This is a genomic window from Candidatus Chloroploca mongolica (genome assembly GCF_004762035.2).
GTDB classification, from domain to species: domain Bacteria; phylum Chloroflexota; class Chloroflexia; order Chloroflexales; family Chloroflexaceae; genus Chloroploca; species Chloroploca mongolica.
Genome location: NZ_SIJK02000026.1, coordinates 44,344 through 63,485 on the forward strand (window position 1 = coordinate 44,344; position 19,142 = coordinate 63,485).

Genomic DNA, 19,142 nt, shown 5'->3' on the forward strand with positions numbered 1-19,142 from the left:
CCCTCGGCTATGGGAGGCGAGGCCTGCGTTGGCGGGCTCACTCAAGTCACGCAGGTGGCCTTTGCTCTCCAGAAGCCGAGCGCATCAGGACGCAAATGAACCATACGGATCAGTCTGCGTTTCTTGGATTAAACGAATAAGCCGCAAAGCTTTTTTGCGGTCTTGCTGCACCCACCAGGCGAGATCCTCAAATGCGGCGGGGTCAAAGATTAAGCTTCGCACGTGCGTCCTCAAGCGTGATGCCACCACTCCGCTCTTTTGCCTCAAGCAACCTCTGGCGCATTGTCGGACTGTTCAACAAATAGGCGGTCTCGCGTTCAGGGCACCCGCAAGGGGTGCCCCTACAGGTCGGCCGGGCCGTCGTGGTGGTGTGCGCGGCCCCGGCGCACCCCGGCGGGGGCCGGGCCCGGTGTACGGGCACCCCTTGCGGGTGCCCTGGCGGGTGCATACACGGAAGATGCAATCGCCCAAACCTGTCAAGACTGGCTACGGCGTTGACGAACGCGCCGATGCGGCAGATCCGCGCATGCTCAGCGCTTCCTGGAGCTTGGTGCGTTGTTCGGGTGGGGCGAGCATGTGGAGGCCGAAATGATCCGCGAAGGCCTCGCAGGTCTTGATTCCACGCAGGCTGTGGCCCTGGTCATTCAGCAGCGGCGAAAAGACCGCCAGGCCCAATTGCCCTGGTACCACCAACATGATCGCCCCGGCGCTACTACTCTCGGCGGGCAAACCGACCCGATAGGCCCACATCCCTGCCGTGGTGCGCATCCCGCAGGTATACATCACACTGAGGATATCACGCACATACTGCGGCTCGATCACCTCATCGTTGCTCACCGGATTGCGCCCATGATGCGCCAGGGTAGCCGCCATCATCGCCAGATCACGGCAGGTCACCAGCAATGCCTGCTGCTGAAAGAAGAGATCGAGCGTCGATTCAATGCCGTCAGACAGCATGCCACGGTCGCACATTAAATGAGCCAGCGCACGGTGGCGATGGCCTGCGGCACGGGCTGCCGTAAACATCGTGGCATCCGATACCATCTCGCGGTTGGCTAGGCGGCGAAAAAAGGCAAGATTCTTCTCGAGGCGCTCGGTCACACTGGCCCCCCGTAACAGGGCCAGCAGGCCAAGCGCCCCCGAGGGAACCAGTGGATTGGGCAAAGGGAAGACAGCGTTATCACTCAAGAGAAAACTCTCGTGCGCTGGCTCGACCCCAACATGGGCCAAAAGGCGCTCGCGGCCCTCTTCCATCAACGCCAGACCATAGATAAACGGATGCGCCAGCGCCTGAATGGTAAAAGCCTGCTGGCTATCACCGATTTCATACATCCGCCCTTTGGTATCAACCACACAAATAGCAAACCAATTCGGATCGGCCCGCATCAACTCGGGCAGAGTCGCAGCAAGATGGCCTTCAGACAACGGGGCCAGTTTGCGGTGCAGATCGGCAAGCAACGCCCGCATCGGGGACGTAACCGTTTTCATCCCACGAACGAGAGCCGTCAAATCATCAGAGTCGGTTTCGCTGCTCATGATGTGGTTTCTCCTCTGGCCATCGATCCTGCCGCCACGCCCGCCCCAGAGGCAGCGCCCAGCAGCGACTGAATCGGAATATGTTTGCCCGAACGTGTCTTGGCAATAGACGGCACACATTCAACGCGAACCTGAAAATGGTGGCCGAACGTCTGGCAAAAATGCTGGGCGACAAGGACATTGTCACGCTCAGCCCGATAGTGCTGGCCGGTGACAAGCCGTACCCTGACCGTATGGAGCTCTTCCTGGATGATCTGGAACTCACGAACATCAAGTGCCAGCTTCAGCACCAGATCGTACGACCAGTCGAGGATACGCCCCGACGGGATATCGGGGGCATTGGCTTGCTTGAAGGCCGTATTTTTGCGTCCCGACAATTCAGCCAACACCGGAGCCGTCTTGCCACACGAACAGGCGTCATCATCAGCCGCGATCGCCATATCGCCCTGACGGTAGCGAATAATCGGCATCGCCGCATTGATCAAACAGGTTCCAACAAGCTCGCCAAGTTGACCAGGCGCCACCGGGCCATCACAATCGGGATGCAGCAACTCGATATAGGAACAATCCTGGACAAGATGATAGCGTTTGTGAACACACTGCTGGGCAATGCTGGCGAGTTCTTCGGATGAATACTCATCGAAGACCGGGCAGCCAAAGACTGAAGCAAAATAATCGCGTTCCTCTTGCGTCGCGTGTTCCGAATTGGTGACAATAACCTTGAGGCCCAGGGTGGCACACTGCGCCCCATAGAGCGTAACAAGCTCGCGCAGGATCGAAGGATAGATCGCCAGAATCGCCGGGCGCAGGCGGCGCATCGTAGCGAAGATCTCGGCGGCTGGGCAGAGATTATGGACATAGTAAACCCGGTAAAAGCCACCCAGCGAGCGCACCGGATACGGCGACGTATAGACAAGCAACTCGCGATCGGTTGGGCGATAGGCAGGATAAAACTCTTTGAGCATACGCATAACCTGCAACGCTTGCGTAATAAAATTCTGGCTATCGAGGTAGACAGACACAAACTTCCCCGACGATCCCGAGCTTCGCGAGACGATCAAGCGGTCGCGCCGGATACGCCGATCAATCATCGCCTCGCCATGGGCAATCAACTCGTCCTTGGTCACCGTCGGCAAGGACTTGAAATCCTCAAAGCTCTGGATATCCGAAGGATGCATACCTGCGGCTGCATACTTTTGATGATAAAACCATGTATGATTATAGGCAAGCGTAACCAGTTTTTGAAGTCGTTTCAATTGATATGCTTTCACGATTTCTTGATCAAGAAAAGGAAAGCGTGCCACAGCCGGAGAGAACAGGGCAAACTGAATCATCAAGGCCAGGTGTTCACGCCATGAAAGTGCGCGCATAGACGTTTAGAATTCCAGTTGATCGAGCACACTCCGCCGATGCTGGCGCCGCTTGAGCCGCCAATTGAGCATACTCTGGTCATAACTGAGATAGAGCTGCCGCGCCAGGATGAGCGCAACCAGCGCACTGATCGTCGCAACCCCGAGATAGAGACTACGCCCCACCAGAGGAGCAAGCCAACCCTGCTGCATCAGCAGCACCACCCCTCCTGTCACGAGACAACTCAGGATCGACCCCGCCGGATAGAGATAGCCCTCCATAAAGGTACTGACGCGACCACGGCGTTGATCAGGGATCAGGCCCTGGAAGGCCTGCCGCGCCGGCTGATCAATGCCCGTCAGCACGAGGCGGATGAGGTAGTTGCCAATGATGGCGCCGGTCAACATCAAGCCACCCACGGGCGCAATCCAGAAGAGCATAAGCAGCAACGCCAGGAACATACTGCCGGGCATCACAGCAAAAATCCCTTTGAACCCGGGTTGCTTGAGCAGCCAGGGCGTCAGGAAGGCCTGGATCACGAGCAGCACCGGAACGCTGGCGATTTTGAAAAGCCCATAAAAAGTCTGCAACTGGCCCGGGCCGGTATAGTGCGCCGCCAGGTCAACAAGAAATTGATACTGGATCGTATTGAGTGCAAACCCCATCAAAATCATGATGAGCGCAAGAAAGCGATAGGCCGGCACCTCGCGGACAAACTCGAAGCCCTCTTTGACCATATCTCTCACGTGATCACCGGCCTCCGCAGAGGGTGGGGTCAGCGTCAGACGGGGGCGTATCACCGCGAGCGCCGCTGCCCCGAGCAACAGAAGCCCCCCATTGAGCAGCAGCAGCAGATGCGTCGCCTCACCAAGCCACTGACCAAGAGCGGCGGCCAGCGCATTGCCAACCACGCCACCGATAATCACCGACGCCGACAGGAGCGGGAAGAGCCGCTTGGCGGCAGCGACAGAAAAGAGGTCATTCGCGAGCGCCCAGACCAGCAAGGGCAGCAGTGTCCACTGCTGTTCGGTAAAGATCGCCAACAGGCCATAGGCAAGAAACGAAGGCACATCGGCGACAAAGAGCGCATACAACCCCAGATAGACCAGGCTGGCCCCAAAAAAGAGGGCCACACCGAGCCAGATACGGTCAACGCGATCAACCACGAGCGCATAGAGACTCGACGTCACCATCGCCACCAGCATGACCATTGCCCAGACGACCAGGATCTGATCAACGCCCACCTGGCTCACAAAGCCACTCGTTGCAATCACCTCGCTCGACTCGAGCACCAGCGTATTCGTAAAGAGCAAAAAAGCCAGCAAGCCCACCCGTCCAAATTCACCAGGGAGGAGCAGTTGTCGTTTCAGCATAGGCACCTGGCTTTAGATATGTCATATTCAACTATTCGTTGGTCGAGGCAGGCTGCGCCTTGCCACGTTCACGCATCTCGCGGGCCTTTTGCTTCAGATCACGGAAAAAGTCAGTCTCAACAATCTCCTTGACCTGATCGGTGCGTTTATGTTCGTCAATCATGATCTGGAGTTCCTGCACATGCTTGCGCAGCTCCTGCTCGCGTTGGATCACCTCCTGAGCCATCGTGCCAAAGACCCGGCTCAACTGGGCAATCTCATCGTCACCTGCGGCTGCTTTCAACGTCTCGGCCTGGGCCACCGTGAGCGTATTCTTTTCCATCGCACGAGCGGCCTCGCTCAACTCAATCAGCGGCCTCGTCATACTCTGAGCCATCAACGCCGCATTCGTAATAATAAAGACCGTCGTCATCAGAATGGTAATCACCAACTGAAAGAAAACACCGCCAAAGGCGCCTGCCCAACCTCCATTGAGGCGCGCATTTGCCTCAAGAAGAAAGAGGCTGAGCATAATGATCGGCACAGCCGCCGAGATCACAACGGTCAGCAAGACGCGCTGCATCAAACCAGCACGAAAGATCGCTGGCCCATAGAGGTGACGATACGCATAGTTAAAGAGCAGGATCGGCACAATGACGGCCGCATAGATCCAATTAATCAGCACCAGAGGAAGATTGTCACGCGCCACCGTCTGCCAGATCGTCGTCTGATCCTCATAGACAAAGACAAATGGATCGAGCACCGCCGCAAAGAGACCCGCCGTCACCACGGCAAGCGAGGTCAACCCGAGCGCTTTCAGCAAGCCTTCCCGCGTCTGATAACACCACTGACGCAGCACGGCAAAACCAGGAATCAGGCCCAGCAGACCATTCGCAACTTGCCAGTTGATCTGCAGGCTCGCCGCAAGTGCCTGAGGCGAGGAAGCATCAAGGGGAAACTGGACGAACCCGGTGAGCGTATCAGCCAGCAGATTGCCCCCAAAGCCCACCACAAACCCGACCAGCGGGCCAAAGGCAAACCCGAAGAAGATCGGGATCGCCACGCCAGGGCGCAGATTACCTGCAATCGCACTTGAACTCGTCGTCGCAAAGACGGTCACCCACGAGGTAGCAGCATAGAGGACAGCACCGAGAAGGGCCATCCGCACCAGAAACCACCATCCAGGTTGTATTGCAGGGCGATCCATCACGTCACGTCCCCTTGAAAGTTATCTACGCGATGAGCAACGATGCCAGCCGTTCGAGGCGCGCCGTCATTGGGTGGTCGGGATACTTCAAGACAAAAATGCCTGAACTCGACAAGACCATCATCTCGTCAGAGTGGGGCAGAATTGCGCCGACACGACAGTTATAGGTCTGCTCGATCTTCTGCTGCACATGGTCAAAGTCAAAGACCGGCGGCACTTTGTTGACCACCAAGAGCAGATTGGGCACCTCAAGCTTGCGGGCAACCTCGACTGTCACACTGGTTCCCTGATAATCCTGGTTATCGGGGCGCATAATGATCGCCAGCGCATCCGAGATCGCAATCGAGAGCAACGTCTCTTCATTGAGCCCGGGGTGGGTATCAATCATCAACACATCGAGTTGCAGGTCTTCGAGCAATTGTTGAAACCCATCATTGAGCAAGCCTACATCATAGCCCTCGCGGAGAATCTTGGCGATTTCACCTGCCTTGATACTCGACGGAATCAAGAAGACCTGCCCCTTGAGACCAGGCTTGAACTGTTGCAAAATCGAGGTCACATCCATCGCCGCGTCTTTAATTTCGCACTTCCCCCAGAGATAATCGTTCAGCGAGCGGCTGATATGCTCTTCATCCAGGCCAAAGAGCACATGGATGCCCGGTGACTGAATATCAGTGTCCACCACCCCAACCCGTAGGCCACGCTGGGCCAGGAGTGCGGTGATATTCGCCGTCGTATTCGATTTACCGGTGCCACCACGAAACGAGTGGATCGAGATAATCTTTGACATTGGTTGCCCTTCTCTGTTTCACTATGATCAACCGGGCGGTTGTTCGATGGCCTGGAGCGGATCAACGCGGGTGAGCAAGGCCTCGGCGAGATGTTCAAACACACGGGTGATGGCATGCTCGGGATAGCGCAGCACAAAGAGGTCGGCACTCCCCAGCGCGGCAAGTTCGGGATGATAAGGAAGCAACGCCAGCACAGGATGGTGGTAGGTCTGAGCTAACTCTTGGCTGACCCGTACCGGATCAAAAAGCGTACTAATCTGATTGACCACCTGCACAATCTGCGGTACCCGCAGCGTCTCGGCAATATCAACCGCCACCGCCGTCCCCGCATAATCGGGCTGATCAAGCCCAAGCACCACTACCAGCGTCTGGGCAACGGCCAGCGAATGCATCGCCAGCATGCTCTCTTCTTGAATGCCGGCATGCGTATCAATCAAGAGTGTGTCAAGCTGCAACGCCTCTGCCGTCGCGATCAGATCATCAGTGATCCGCTCGATACGAAAGCCGGTCTGCAACAAGGCTGCCCGATCACGAAGCCGTGGACTGGCCGGCATCAGCCAGATGGAACCTGCCTGAGGCATGATAACAGACGCAGGCGCAAGCTGCCAGTTGGGGGTAACATCATACCAGGCCTCCAGGCCTTCGCAGCGCTCAAGCAAGAAGTCGTTGAGGGTGGAGCCAATGGCTTTCGCCCCGAGTCGAAAAAAGGAGGTCAACCCACCCTCCTGCACATTGGCATCAAGCAGGCCAACCCGTTGACCACGCCGAGCGAGCAGGGCGGCTGTATTGGCGGCGAGCGTCGATTTGCCGATACCCGCACGTGCCGAATGAAAGACGACACACTCAATCATCAATGCACAGTCTCCCTTTGGGGATGGATCATGATCAAGCCTCAGGAAGCGATCCGTTGAATCGCCAGCATGGTAATGTCATCGAACTGGTCAGCACTGGCAATATGGGCCTGGAGATTGCGTTCGAACCGATCGAGCACCTCGGTCGCCGACGCGGCTGGCTGGGCCAGGAGTTGGAGCAGGCGCTTTTCGCCAAAGAACTGGCGCTCGGGGTTACGGGCATCAGTGACCCCGTCACTATAACAGAAGAGGATCTCGCCCGGCTCGATCTGGGCATGGGCAATGTTAAAATCGGCCCCGGGGATCAAGCCTACCGCCGGCCCGGTCATCGCAAGTTTCGTGCGGATCCCATCAGGACCAACGATCAACGGCGGACAATGGCCCCCGTTCGCATAGATCAGCGCACCGGTCACTGGATCAAAGACGCCGAAAAAGAGCGTGACGAACATATTCATATCCAGATGGTTGTCGGTGATATAGTTGTTCGTCAGTACCATCGCATTCTTGAGCGAGGCCGCCCCAATCGTTGGGAGAGCCTGCCGCCCCTTTTCGCGCCGCGAGACAGGAGCAAAGGCATCCCCCGAACCCCCAAGCACGTTGGTCCAGTCACTCAAGCTATAGTGCTGCTGGGCAAAAGCCCGCACCAGGCTGCGCGACAAAGACATAAAGAGCGCGGCTCCAACCCCCTTGTCACACACATCGGCAATCACAAAGCCAACGCGCCGATTCTGGGTGAGCATGAAAGCATCATAAAAATCGCCCGCTACTTCACGCGCCGGATGAAATCGTGCAGCGATCTCCCACCCTGTGAGTTGCGGCAACTGACTCGGCAGAAAACCGAGCTGGATCTGGCGGGCAATCTGGACATCACGCTCGATCTTCAACAAGGTCTCTTGCTGATCATCATTCTGTTGATGTTCAAGCAAGGTGCGTTGTGCCAGCATGCCCTGCACCCGCGCCTTGACGACCGGGGGCAAGCACGAAGCCGGGATATAATCAATGGCCCCCATCTCGAAACAGCGTACAAGGCCAGGGTCACTATCATCAGGCGCAATCATGAGCACCGGTGTCATCATAAGCGCACCAGTGGCACGCATCCGATCCAGAACCTGGTAGCTATTGATCGCCCCCCATAAACCAAGCTCAAGCAGCGCCAGATCAAAACGCTGGGTCTTTAATAAATCAAGCGCTGCGCGTCCATTGTCGAGGGCCGTCACAACATAACCGAGGGTTTCAAGCTGGCCGCGGAGCAGATTGCGTCGCTCGGCTTGTTCGTCAATGATCAGGATCGTCTGGGCCGCCATAGCTCCACCCTTATGCTTGTAGAGGCCGATACATGACAAAAATATTGCGGTTCATCTGATCAACATATTCGTAGTTAAAGTGATCGACTCCTTTGAGCGCGAGATAGACCCCGAGACCACCAATGTTCCGCTCTTCGAGGGGGCGATCCAGATCTTCGGGTTCGGGCCGTTCGCGGGGGTCAAAGGGTCGCGCCCGATCTTCCAGGATGATGGTCAATTTGTCAGCTTCAATCGCCGACCGCACGGTCACGTCACCCGTAAGCCCGACCTCGGTGTGGCCGTAGTTAATAATATTCGTCATAATCTCGTCAACGGCCAGGCGCAGCCGATAGGCCGCTTTGCGGTCAAGCCCGGCCTGAGATGCTGCCTCAACCACATATTTGCCGACATCATCCAGTGAATCAAGATCGGCTGGTACAGTGAGCACGTGCATAGGTTGCTCTCTTGAGCGAGGCTACCCCAGGTGACCACACCGGCGCAGCCTCCACTCGGTATCGCTCACGCAGCAAGCGTCGTCGCATTGCCCTTACGCTTCATCATAGCTTTCGACCATGATCACGCTGTTGTGAAAGCCGGTCATCGTGATTGTTTCGGCGACCGTCTCTTGCACGCTAACCATATAAATATCGACATTCGCACCCATTTTCTGCTTGGCAAAAGCAAGCGAACGAAGTCCCGCACTCGCCATGTATTCTAATTCGCTCATAAAGAGCACAAGGCGCGTGACCTTGGCCGCAGCGGCTTCTTCGATCTTCGCCCGAAATTGCGGGGCGACCGCAGCGTCCAGTTCGCCAGCCAGCGTGATATGGGCAACCTCGTTGTTCAGGGTGAGGGTACAAGTAAAGGCCATGGTTCTTCCTTTCATTCGTGTCCAACCAGAATGACCACACTCCGTCCGCCAACCAGCAGTTCGTGCTGCGGCTCAAGCCGTGGTTCGCTGCCGGGTTCATACGCATCAGGGACAGCCCCCGTATTGGCAAAGAGATGCCAATGCATCCCTTCGGGCAGACCGGGCAACTCAAATGGCAACGCATCCCAATACATATTCGCCGCCACATAGATATAGTTGTCAGTGACCGTCCCGCTCTTCGCATGTTTGCCGCAGAGCATAAAGGCGATGATGCGACTCGTGCCCGACCAGTCGGCCTGCCAGGCGCGGGTCCCGTGCCAGGTAATGTCGGCATACCCGCTGCCAACATAGTCGTAGTTGCGCAGGTGCTCGCGGTTGCGCAGGACAGGATGGGCATGCCGAAAGGCAATGCACCGCTGGACAAAGCGCAACAGTTCGGCATTGCGTTCGACCAATCCCCAGTCAAGCCAGTTTAGCTCGTTGTCCTGGCAATAGGTGTTATTGTTGCCCTGCTGGCTATGCCCAATCTCGTCACCCATGAGGAACATCGGTACCCCATGGCTCACCAGCAGCAGCGCAAAGGCGTTCTTCATCTGACGCATCCGCAGGGCATTGACCTCGGGGTCATCAGTTGGCCCCTCGACCCCACAGTTCCAGCTATGGTCGTCGTTGCCCCCATCGGTATTGCCCCAGCCATTGGCCTCGTTGTGCTTGTCGTTATACGAGACCAGATCGGCAAGGGTGAAACCATCGTGGCAACAGAAGAAATTGACCGACGCGGTCGGCCCACGCCACGCATACAGGTCAGGAGAACCCTGAAGGCGCTGGGCGACGGCGCCGATGAGATCCATATCGCCCTTGAGAAAGCGGCGCATATCGTCGCGATACTTGCCGTTCCACTCGGCCCAGCGCCCATACGCGGGGAAGGAACCGACCTGGTAGAGACCACCGGCGTCCCAGGCTTCGGCGATCAATTCACACTTGGCCAGGATCGGGTCATACGCCAGGCTCTCTAGCAACGGCGGGTTTGAGAGCGGAATGCCAATCGGGTCACGCCCCAGAATGGCTGCCAGGTCAAACCGGAAACCATCAATATGGTATTCCGACGCCCAGTAGCGCAGACAGTCGAGCACCATGTTGCGCACGAGCGGATTGTTGCAGTTCAACGTATTGCCGGTACCACTGAAGTTCCAGTAGTAACCATCGGGCGTGAGCATATAGTAGGTTTTGTTATCAATGCCACGAAACGAGATCATCGGCCCCATTTCGTTGCCCTCGGCGGTGTGGTTAAAGACGACATCAAGCAAGACCTGAATGCCATTGGCGTGCAACTCACGCACAAGCGCTTTGAACTCGTCGACTTGCATGCCCAGCCGCCCGGTTGCCGCATATGCCGCTTTGGGGGCAAAAAAGCCGACCGTGCTATAGCCCCAGTAGTTCAACAGAAGCTTGTCCTCTTCCCAGGGATGAGGACGGCTCCCGTCAAATTCATCAAACTCGTAGATTGGCAGCAATTCGACGCAGTTGACCCCCAGCGCTTTGAGATAGGGGATCTTCTCGCGAATGGCGGCGAAGGTACCAGGGTGCTTGACGCCCGACGAAGCATGACGAGTAAAACCGCGCACATGCATCTCGTAGATCACCATGTCTTCGCTGGGAATCTGCAACGGGCGGTCGCCCTGCCAGTCAAAATCATCAAAGGTGAGTCGGCCCCGATAGTGATAGATATTGTTCCAATCGGGAGGCACACCCCAGACATCACGCCCGCCAATCGCCTTGGCATACGGATCGAGCAGAATCTTGCTCTGGTCAAACCGATGGCCGACCGACGGATCAAACGGGCCATCCATGCGATAGCCATACTCGATATTTTCATAGTCAAGATCAAAGACTACCATCGCATAGACATTGCCAATCCGAAACTCCTCGGCAAAGGGAATCTCGGCATAAGGTTGCGGCTGACCCTTGACAAACAGCACCAGGGTACATGCCGTCGCATGACTCGAATAGATCGAAAAATTGACGCCGCCCGGCACCAGCGTTGCGCCAAACGGCAAGGGCTTGCCGGGACGCAACCTGAAGCCATTGTAGGTATGGGTCGGATTAATATCAATGCGTTGCAGATCTGCATTACTCATGAGCGTCCCTTTGCCTCAAGCGTTACTGACCGAGCGCTGCCTCAGCCGCCTCGACGGTGTCGTAGACCGTAAAGTAGGTCAAAAAACCGGTGGCCGACATCGTATCCTGCAGATCCTCTGAAAGCCCGGCCAGCGCAAGCGTTGCACCCGTGCCGGTGGCCTGACGATAGAGCAAGAGCATCAGCCGTAGACCGGCGCTCGACATATAGGTCACCTGGCTCATATCGAGCAGCACACGACTACCCCCTTGACAGAGCGGCACAATCCGCTCTTGAGCCGTCGGCGCAGTCTTGCCATCAAGTTCGCCCACAAGTGTGGCAAGGGTAAGCTGGTTGCGTGTCGTAATCGTGATTTCCATGAGACTCCTATACATTGAGGGCTGACACCCTGCAATCCGGTGCTTCACCGGTCACACAAGCGAGCCACGCTGACGTGTGCGACCAGTGAACCAAAGGCCTGAGGGCCAACCCCCAGCCGGTCAGAGGCTTAGACAGGTACCACCGTCACCTTCACCCGCAGCGCGGTCTCACTAGCTGGCAAGGTAACCGTCAGGGCAGCCGCATCAAAATTGGCGTACGGCGCATCATCAATCCAGACCTGGTCAAGCCGAATGCTGCCAGGGGGCAGAATGTCGGGCTGCACACGCAAGATATTATCTTTGAAGCCGCCCGGTTGCGGCTTGAAGTAGAGCGTCAAGGGCTGCTTGGTGATCAGCAGATTGGTATAGACCGCCGAGAGGTAACAGAGTTCGGTGGAGTGGTACGCACTCATCGAGTGGCTTCCCTTGAGGCGTTCGGTCCCCGTCAGGTACGGCAGGCCATTGGCAAGCACATTGAAGTAGACGCCGCCATCGTCGTGATCGAGGAAGAAGGCATTGTAGAACGAGGCCGACTCACGGGCGAGGTTCAGGTATTCGTCATCTTTCAGGATGCCGTGGAGAATCAGGTAGGCGAGAATGGCCTGTTCTTGCTGCCACCAGGCTTTGCGGTCGTGCCAAACATGGCGGTAGTGCTCTTCACCCGGGCGGAGCACCCGCTCAACCACGTCATACCAGCCACCACGCTGCTGGTCACTGCCCGCCGCTGGCATCAACTCGGCAATCTTGCGCGCCAGAGCTTCATACTCCTCTTTGGGCTTGAGGCTCTGCATCCGCATCAGGTTCCAAGCGATCTTCAGGTTGTGCCCAACCACCGCACGATTTTGCTGCCAGCCCCAGGCGGTATCGTGGCTCCAATCCTCAAAGAATTTTTCCTGCACAAACGGGCTATGCTCGTAGTCAGGGAAGTAGCGCGCAATTGTATCAAAGGTGTTTTCGAGGAAATCGGCATAGCGCTGCTCACCCGTCGCGAGATAGAGATTGATCAGGTACGCTGGGGCGTGATCGCCGACCGAGTTCCAATTCTTGCGCGCCCGGTTGTGGTTAAGCGTCTCGGCACGTGGGTCAAGCGAAATCGGGTCAATATGTGAGAAGTAACCGCCTTGCTCGCGGTCAATATAGTATTTATCAAAGAGATCAATTGTCTTTTCGGCATCATAGAGGATCCGCGGATCACCCGTGATGCGATAGGTCTGAATAGGTCCGGCCAGCGCGTAGATCTGCTCGTACATCGGAAGCGAGTCGTAGTCGTCGCCAAATTCCGAGGTGAGCAACTTCTGCTCGCGGTTGCCGGTCACCTGAATGCCGTGGTACCAATAGACCAGATCCTCGTCGGGATCATAGAAACGCATATGCTCGCGCAAATAGACGGTACCCTTCTCAGCGGCTTCGAGGAAATGCTCCTGGCCCGTCAACATATAGGCCGAGGCCAGACCATAGACCATCCGCGAGATAGTATCGGTCTCTTGCAAAAAGTCACCCTTTTTGGTACCCCCGAGGTGCAAGAAGGTACGATAGTTGCGGTAGTCAATCGCTTCGTTGGGATAGTTGAATTGCCAGCGCACATAGCTATCGGCGATCGAACGGATCTGATTGATCCACCAGTCTGGTTCTTCCTGGCGGTACGCGGTCGGGTTATCACCCGGAAAGACAAGGAACTTGGCCTCGAAGGTATAACTATCCCCCTTGGGATAGAAGATCCCGTGGACATGCAAAAACTGACCAGGGGCAAGCAAGCTCCCAAAGCGACCCGTACAATCCATGTACGACTCTTCGAGATTCTGCATAATGCGCCCGTAGGCCGCCGGAGTCAGCACAACATTGAATTCACGTCCATCACTCGTCTTGAGCGTAAAGCTCTTTTCGCTTCGATTGAACTGCGTGACATAGCCCGAGATTGTATCGGCAAACGAAAACCGCATACTGTCCACATCAAGCTCCTTGCACATTAGACTCGGGTGTTGCTACCCCTCACACCTCGGGGTTCTTCTCTTCACCGTCAGAACCACAATCCAGCTGTGTCTTGAGAAAGGCTGTCAGGCTATCAAGGTCAGGGAAACCATGGCGCTGCCTGGTCTTGGGATCTTCAATGGTGAAGTTCCACTTCCCCTGCGATGGCTCCTTCTGACTGCGTTCTTGCCAGCAGCGGAGCAGATAGACCCGGTACTCTGGTAGTTTTTCCATAGGCGCTATCTGGCGGCTGTTCATACATACGAGATACACGATGCAAACGCATTTCACAGCCCTCAAGGAAGGCGGCATTTTCTTGCTGCAACGTAAGCCATGCCCTGGCCGAGCAATCAGGGTTAGTATGGCGAGAAGCCGTTAAGTGATCGTTCAGACCATCTCGCTCGATCGGCCAGAATCGTTAAGAACAAACTGCGCTTCTTCTTAACGATTGCGCCGCAAGACCAGCCAACCAATTAATGCTGGTTTAACGCTCACAGAACTATAGTAGGCCAGGCATCCCAATGTACTGCAATGCGCGTGTGTGCCCTGGCCGGGCCGAGCAATGCCATCGCTGCGAACCGTTTCCACGAGGGTCGCGCCAGTTCCTCCAGAATGTGCTGGCCCGTCTTCGCGGAAGCATGCGCTACGCGTTGGCAAAGATGTCCTAGCCCACCATAAGCGTGACCGACCTTTTCCGGGAAGGTCGCTTGAGCCAACAACCATGCTGACGTCAACGTTCCAGGCGAGACTGGGGCAAGGATTGATGAGGGGACGCTGCTTACTTTACGAGGAGGTTCATTGTGACCAGGAAGATCTTGGTTGTCCTTTCGGAGTACGGGTATTGGGGCGAGGAACTGATTGGCCCGCTTGATGTCATTGACGAGCATGGCTACGAGGCGACCTTTCTGACGCCGACGGGCAAGCGCCCGTATGCCCTGCCACCCAGCAAAGAGCCGGGCTTTTTCGATCCGCCGCTCGATAAGGTGGTCGTTGACGAGTACTATGCCCGCAAGACCACCGAGGTTGATGATTCGGGTCGTCTTGCCAATCCGCTCAATCTTGAAGCCTGGTTCCCCGAACGGCCTTACTTCAACTCGACCAACTTTGGGCATGCCCTCGAGGAGTACTACACCAAACGGGATGCTTGTTGGAAAGAACTCGAGCAGTACGATGCCCTCTTGATGGTGGGCGGCAGCGGCCCGATGATCGATATGTGCAACAACATTCGTTTGCACGATGTCATTCTCGGCTTCCTCGCCCAGGGCAAGCTCATTGCCGCCGAGTGTTATGCCGTCACCACGCTCGCTTTTGCCCGCGACTTCACCGAGCGCAAGAGCATCATCTGGGGCAAGCACGTCACCGGCCACGCGATTGAGTACGATTGGCACGATGGAACCGGCGTGCTTGGCATTGACCACAACTTCAAGTGGGCCTTCTATCCACTCGAGTTCATCCTCCGCGATGCCACCGGCCCCGCTGGGCAGTTCCACGGTGGCGTGGGCCGTACGATTTCGACCATCCTGGATTATCCCTTCCTGAGCGGACGTTCGACCCAGGATTCACGCCTCGTTGGCGAGTTGATGGTTCAGGTGCTCGAACATGGTCTGCGCCGCTACGGTTGGTAACCAGTTCACGCTCTGGCTGGCCGGCCATCCCGGCCGCTAGCCAGAGCTCAGGGAGAGATCGAGCGTATGCGCAAACGTACTGGCAATCAAGCCATTATTGAACAGTTTCTTGCCGATGGCATGAACTTCATGTTCGGCAACCCCGGCACCGTTGAGCAGGGGTTCCTTGATGCGGTCTCGGACTATCCCGAGATGCGGTATATTCTGACGCTCCAGGAGTCAGTCGCGGTCATGGCCGCCGATGGCTATGCCCGTGCAACCCAGCGCCCGACCCTGGTACAGATGCATAGTTCACCAGGGCTGGGCAATGCGATCGGCGCACTCTACCAGGCTAAACGCGGTCATTCGCCCCTCGTGGTGATCGGCGGCGATGCCGGGCTGCGCTATATGAACACCGAGTCGCAGATGTATGGCGATCTGGTCGCCTTCGCCGAGCCGGTGACCAAATGGTCAACGATGGTGCTCGAACCGGCCAATTTGCTGCGCGTGATCAGACGGGCCATCAAGATTGCCGCAACCCCCCCTATGGGGCCGGTCTATGTTTGTGTCCCCGCCGATGTGCTCGATGCACCCGCCGTCGAGCCGGTCATGCCTACGTCGCTCTTTTCGACCCGGGTTGCGCCAGCTGGCGAGATGATCGCCGAAATGGCCCAGATGCTGGTTTCCGCGGCCACACCGATCATCTTTGTTGGCGACGGTGTAGCCTACTCGGGTGCCCAGGCCGAACTGACGCGGGTCGCCGAATTGCTCGGCGCGGAAGTCTGGGAAGCCGATTCGGGCGAGGTCAACATGGCCTACGATCATCCGCTCTACCAGGGCATGACCGGCCATATGTTTGGCTTTGCCAGCAAGCCCATCACCCAGAAGGGCGATGTCAATCTGGTCTGCGGCACCTATATGCTGCCCGAGGTCTTTCCCGAGCTTGGGTCGATCTTCGCCGAAGGCGCCAAGGTGATCCATATTGACCTTGATCCGGGGGCTATCGCCAAGAACCACCCAGTCGATCTCGGGGTGCTCGCCGATCCCAAGCTTACCCTTGGGCTGCTCGCCGAAGCAATTGACGCTAGCTTCTCAAGCGAACAACGCGCCGCCGCCCAGGCTCGCGCCGCCGCCATCGGGCAGCGCAATGCCGAAAAACGGGCCAGCCAACTCCAGGCCGATCAGGCTGTCCGCGAGGCAACGCCGCTCAAGATGAGCCGCTTTATGGAAGAACTGGTCGCCCAGTTGCCCAGCGAAGATGTGATCATTGTTGATGAAGCCCTGACGTCGTCACCGGCGCTCGTACGCTACTGGCCGCCCCAGCGCACCGGCGAATACTTCCTGACCCGCGGTGGCTCGCTCGGCATCGGGTTCCCCGGGGCCATCGGAGCCAAACTCGCCAATCCCACCAAGACCGTGCTTGGCTTTAGTGGCGATGGCGGCTCGATGTATACGATCCAGTCGCTCTGGAGCGCCGCACGGCACAACCTCAACGTCAAATTTATCGTCTGTAACAACTCGTCCTACCGTCTGCTCCAGCTCAATATTGACCAGTACTGGAAAGACCAGGGCCTGCCCAAACGTGACTACCCGCTCAGCTTTGACCTGTCGAGTCCACCGCTCGGCTTCGTTGACATGGCCCGAGGGATGGGTGTTGCGGGCATACGGGTCGAAAAACCGGAAGAGGTCGCCGGGGCGATCAAGCAGATGCTCGACCATCCGGGTCCGTTCCTGATTGACCTCGCGCTTGAAGGCGATGTGCATCCCGAACGTGTTGGCGCAACCTGTGGGCAATAAGATACAGCCCAGGGGAGGCATAGTTTCGTCATGTCTCGCCTCGGGCTGAAGCAAGCTAAAGGAAGATAATCCCAATGAGTGACTCAACAACCCTGACCGAAGCCGCCATCAGGCGCTTCGTCGCGGCCTGGTACGAAGCCCTCGACTTCCATGTACCCATCGAACAGGCCTATGCCCTGCTCGCCGACGAGGGACTCAATATGCAATTCCCCGACGGCGACATCCGCGACTACAACAGTTTCAAAACCTGGTACGACCGTGTCACCAACCTCTTCTTCGACGAAAACCACTACGTGCAACAGGTCGAGATGCAGATCGACGGCGATACAGCCGTGCTCGACGTTATTGTTGGCTGGCAGGCAAGCTGGTGGGAAGCGCCCGCCGCCAAGAGCAAGCGCGTCTCGATGGACGCAACGCAGCGCTGGACGGTACGGAGCTCGGACAAGAATGCCTTTGGCATGGTGATCGAGATCTATAACGCCACGGTCGAACCCTTCAAGTATGCACCCGGCTTCGCACGGCTGTAGCCCTTAGACGCAATACCTTGCAAAGAAGGCGGCTCTTTTGACGCAAAGGCGCAAAGGCGCAAAGGCGCAAAGGTTTTTGCGTAGGTGAGCTTAACCCTTCGCGTCTTCGCGTGAGCTTATTTGAAAAGTATTGCCCTTAGACGGAGAATGACAGCATGAGCAATCGCGAGATTCTCGAAAAGTACTACGAATACGCCAATGCAGGCAACTGGGATGCCTGGTGTGATCTCTTCACCGATGATCAAGAGATGGACGAGCAACTCGCCGGGCATATTGCGGGACTCACCACCCTGCGTGGCATGATGGCAGGCATGGGCCAGGCCTACGCCAAATTCCAGAATGTGCCCAAAACGATCTTTGTCAGCGGCGACGAAGGTGCCGCCGTCTCGCACATCTCGGCCCTGGCCGCCAAATACCCCGACGAAGCCATCGAGGCTGAAGTGATGAACTACTTCAAGTTCCGCGACGGCAAAATCGCGTATATGGCCAACTTCCACGACTCGAAACCATTCGAACCCTTCCTCCGCCAGATCAGCGAAGGGTGAGGCTGTTTGCTTCATTGGACAAAAGCCCGCTACGCGGGCTTTTGTCCCGCGCAAAGAACGTCATCTTTAACCAAGGAGTACCCACATATGTCCACCTACCCAATTGTACACACGTTTGACGGCAAATTTGTCGAACTGCCACGCGATCACGTTCATGCCTACATCGTTGAGTTGGAAAACTCGGTGGTGCTGGTTGATGCCACGCTGGCCCTCTCGAGCGCCAGTGAATTCCGGGCCAAAGCCGAGGCGCTTGGCAAGCCACTCAAGGCGGTCTTGATGACCCACGGCCACCCCGATCACTACGTTGGCCTGGCGAAATTTGCCGACCTGCCCCGCTACGGCTCGCAGGGCTGCCTCGATTTTGCTATCCGCGAAGACGTTGCCAAAGCCGCGATCGCCAAGTACCTCTTTGGCGACGACTTCCCCGACGAGCGCGTCTTCCCTGATCAGATCATCAGCGACGGCTTTACGATCACCTTCGATGGCGTCACCTTCACCTTCACCGATCTCGGCCCGGCTGAATCCGATAGCGACGGCATGTGGTCCTTCGAGAAAGACGGCGTCTTGCACGCCTTTGTGGGTGACACCGTCTCTAATCATACCCACTGCTTCTTCCGCGATGGACACACCCCCAACTGGCTGCGTGCACTTGATCGGCTCGAAAAAGAACTCCCCGACGATGCTCTGCTCTTTATTGGACACGGGCCAACACCCTCGTCCAAAGAGATCATTGCCTGGCAGCGCGGCTACATCCACACCTTCCTTGATGCCGTCAAGCAACTCACGTCCATCGAAGCCCTGGCCGCAACTCGTCCCACGCAGGAGAAGATGATCGCTGCCGTCAAAGAATATCTGCCCAACGAGGTGACGCTCTTCCTGCTTGACTACGAACTGCACCACTCGATCCCCGAAACCTGGAAGCAATTGCAGGTCTAACCGAGCAAAGATGAGAAGCCATCAAGCA

18 protein-coding genes are annotated in these 19,142 nt (G+C 56.9%); 5 read left to right on the top strand and 13 right to left on the bottom strand.

The genetic code is table 11. From position 1 onward, the window contains the following. Positions 1-486 precede the first annotated feature (486 nt). The 13 genes from EYB53_RS14735 to EYB53_RS14795 all read right to left on the bottom strand — a co-directional run bounded on the left by EYB53_RS14735 (position 487) and on the right by EYB53_RS14795 (position 13,939). Positions 487-1,536, bottom strand: a complete 1,050-nt coding sequence (locus EYB53_RS14735; RefSeq protein ID WP_167857418.1) for a glutaminase — start codon at positions 1,534-1,536, stop codon at positions 487-489. Beyond that, on the bottom strand, positions 1,533-2,906 hold the full coding sequence (locus EYB53_RS14740) for a phenylacetate--CoA ligase family protein (protein WP_167857419.1): 1,374 nt from the start codon (positions 2,904-2,906) through the stop codon (positions 1,533-1,535). Before EYB53_RS14740 ends, EYB53_RS14735 begins: the two co-directional genes overlap by 4 nt. Before the next feature lie 6 nt (positions 2,907-2,912). After that, positions 2,913-4,259, bottom strand: a complete 1,347-nt coding sequence (locus EYB53_RS14745) for a hypothetical protein (RefSeq protein ID WP_135479202.1) — start codon at positions 4,257-4,259, stop codon at positions 2,913-2,915. Positions 4,260-4,290: 31 nt separating this feature from the next. Beyond that, positions 4,291-5,445, bottom strand: a complete 1,155-nt coding sequence (locus EYB53_RS14750; protein ID WP_135479203.1) for an ECF transporter S component — start codon at positions 5,443-5,445, stop codon at positions 4,291-4,293. Between the two features lie 25 nt (positions 5,446-5,470). Beyond that, positions 5,471-6,235 carry a MinD/ParA family ATP-binding protein gene (locus EYB53_RS14755; RefSeq protein ID WP_097654179.1) on the bottom strand — a complete coding sequence of 255 codons (765 nt, stop codon included), beginning with the start codon at positions 6,233-6,235 and terminating at the stop codon, positions 5,471-5,473. Positions 6,236-6,262: 27 nt separating this feature from the next. Continuing rightward, entirely contained in the window at positions 6,263-7,087 is an 825-nt protein-coding gene (locus EYB53_RS14760) for a MinD/ParA family ATP-binding protein (protein WP_135479204.1), read from the bottom strand. A 41-nt stretch (positions 7,088-7,128) separates the two neighbouring features. Beyond that, entirely contained in the window at positions 7,129-8,391 is a 1,263-nt protein-coding gene (locus EYB53_RS14765) for a PP2C family protein-serine/threonine phosphatase (protein WP_135479205.1), read from the bottom strand. Positions 8,392-8,401: 10 nt separating this feature from the next. Then, entirely contained in the window at positions 8,402-8,824 is a 423-nt protein-coding gene (locus EYB53_RS14770) for an ATP-binding protein (RefSeq protein ID WP_135479206.1), read from the bottom strand. Between the two features lie 93 nt (positions 8,825-8,917). Continuing rightward, positions 8,918-9,241 (bottom strand): STAS domain-containing protein, encoded by a 324-nt coding sequence (locus EYB53_RS14775; RefSeq protein WP_135479207.1) that lies wholly within the window; start codon positions 9,239-9,241, stop codon positions 8,918-8,920. Between the two features lie 11 nt (positions 9,242-9,252). Beyond that, positions 9,253-11,379 (bottom strand): glycogen debranching protein GlgX, encoded by a 2,127-nt coding sequence (glgX, locus tag EYB53_RS14780; RefSeq protein ID WP_205712665.1) that lies wholly within the window; start codon positions 11,377-11,379, stop codon positions 9,253-9,255. 22 nt (positions 11,380-11,401) lie between these two features. Beyond that, positions 11,402-11,737: an STAS domain-containing protein gene (locus EYB53_RS14785; RefSeq protein ID WP_135479208.1), complete on the bottom strand. Its 336-nt coding sequence runs from the start codon at positions 11,735-11,737 to the stop codon at positions 11,402-11,404. 128 nt (positions 11,738-11,865) lie between these two features. Next, entirely contained in the window at positions 11,866-13,677 is a 1,812-nt protein-coding gene (locus tag EYB53_RS14790; RefSeq protein WP_254151086.1) for an AGE family epimerase/isomerase, read from the bottom strand. 49 nt (positions 13,678-13,726) lie between these two features. Continuing rightward, positions 13,727-13,939: a hypothetical protein gene (locus EYB53_RS14795; protein ID WP_135479210.1), complete on the bottom strand. Its 213-nt coding sequence runs from the start codon at positions 13,937-13,939 to the stop codon at positions 13,727-13,729. Between the two features lie 566 nt (positions 13,940-14,505). Here EYB53_RS14795 and EYB53_RS14800 point away from each other — a divergent pair. From EYB53_RS14800 to EYB53_RS14820, 5 genes are all read left to right on the top strand, one after another. Further along, positions 14,506-15,330, top strand: a complete 825-nt coding sequence (locus EYB53_RS14800) for a type 1 glutamine amidotransferase domain-containing protein (protein WP_135479211.1) — start codon at positions 14,506-14,508, stop codon at positions 15,328-15,330. 66 nt (positions 15,331-15,396) lie between these two features. Next, the gene (locus EYB53_RS14805) at positions 15,397-17,106 is read left to right on the top strand and encodes a thiamine pyrophosphate-binding protein (RefSeq protein ID WP_135479212.1); all 1,710 of its coding nucleotides are present in this window, start codon (positions 15,397-15,399) and stop codon (positions 17,104-17,106) included. A 74-nt stretch (positions 17,107-17,180) separates the two neighbouring features. After that, the gene (locus EYB53_RS14810) at positions 17,181-17,633 is read left to right on the top strand and encodes a nuclear transport factor 2 family protein (RefSeq protein ID WP_135479213.1); all 453 of its coding nucleotides are present in this window, start codon (positions 17,181-17,183) and stop codon (positions 17,631-17,633) included. Between the two features lie 155 nt (positions 17,634-17,788). Continuing rightward, positions 17,789-18,178: a nuclear transport factor 2 family protein gene (locus EYB53_RS14815; protein WP_135479214.1), complete on the top strand. Its 390-nt coding sequence runs from the start codon at positions 17,789-17,791 to the stop codon at positions 18,176-18,178. 87 nt (positions 18,179-18,265) lie between these two features. Next, a complete protein-coding gene (locus EYB53_RS14820) occupies positions 18,266-19,114 on the top strand; it encodes an MBL fold metallo-hydrolase (RefSeq protein WP_135479215.1) in 849 nt (282 codons plus the stop codon). Positions 19,115-19,142 lie beyond the last annotated feature (28 nt).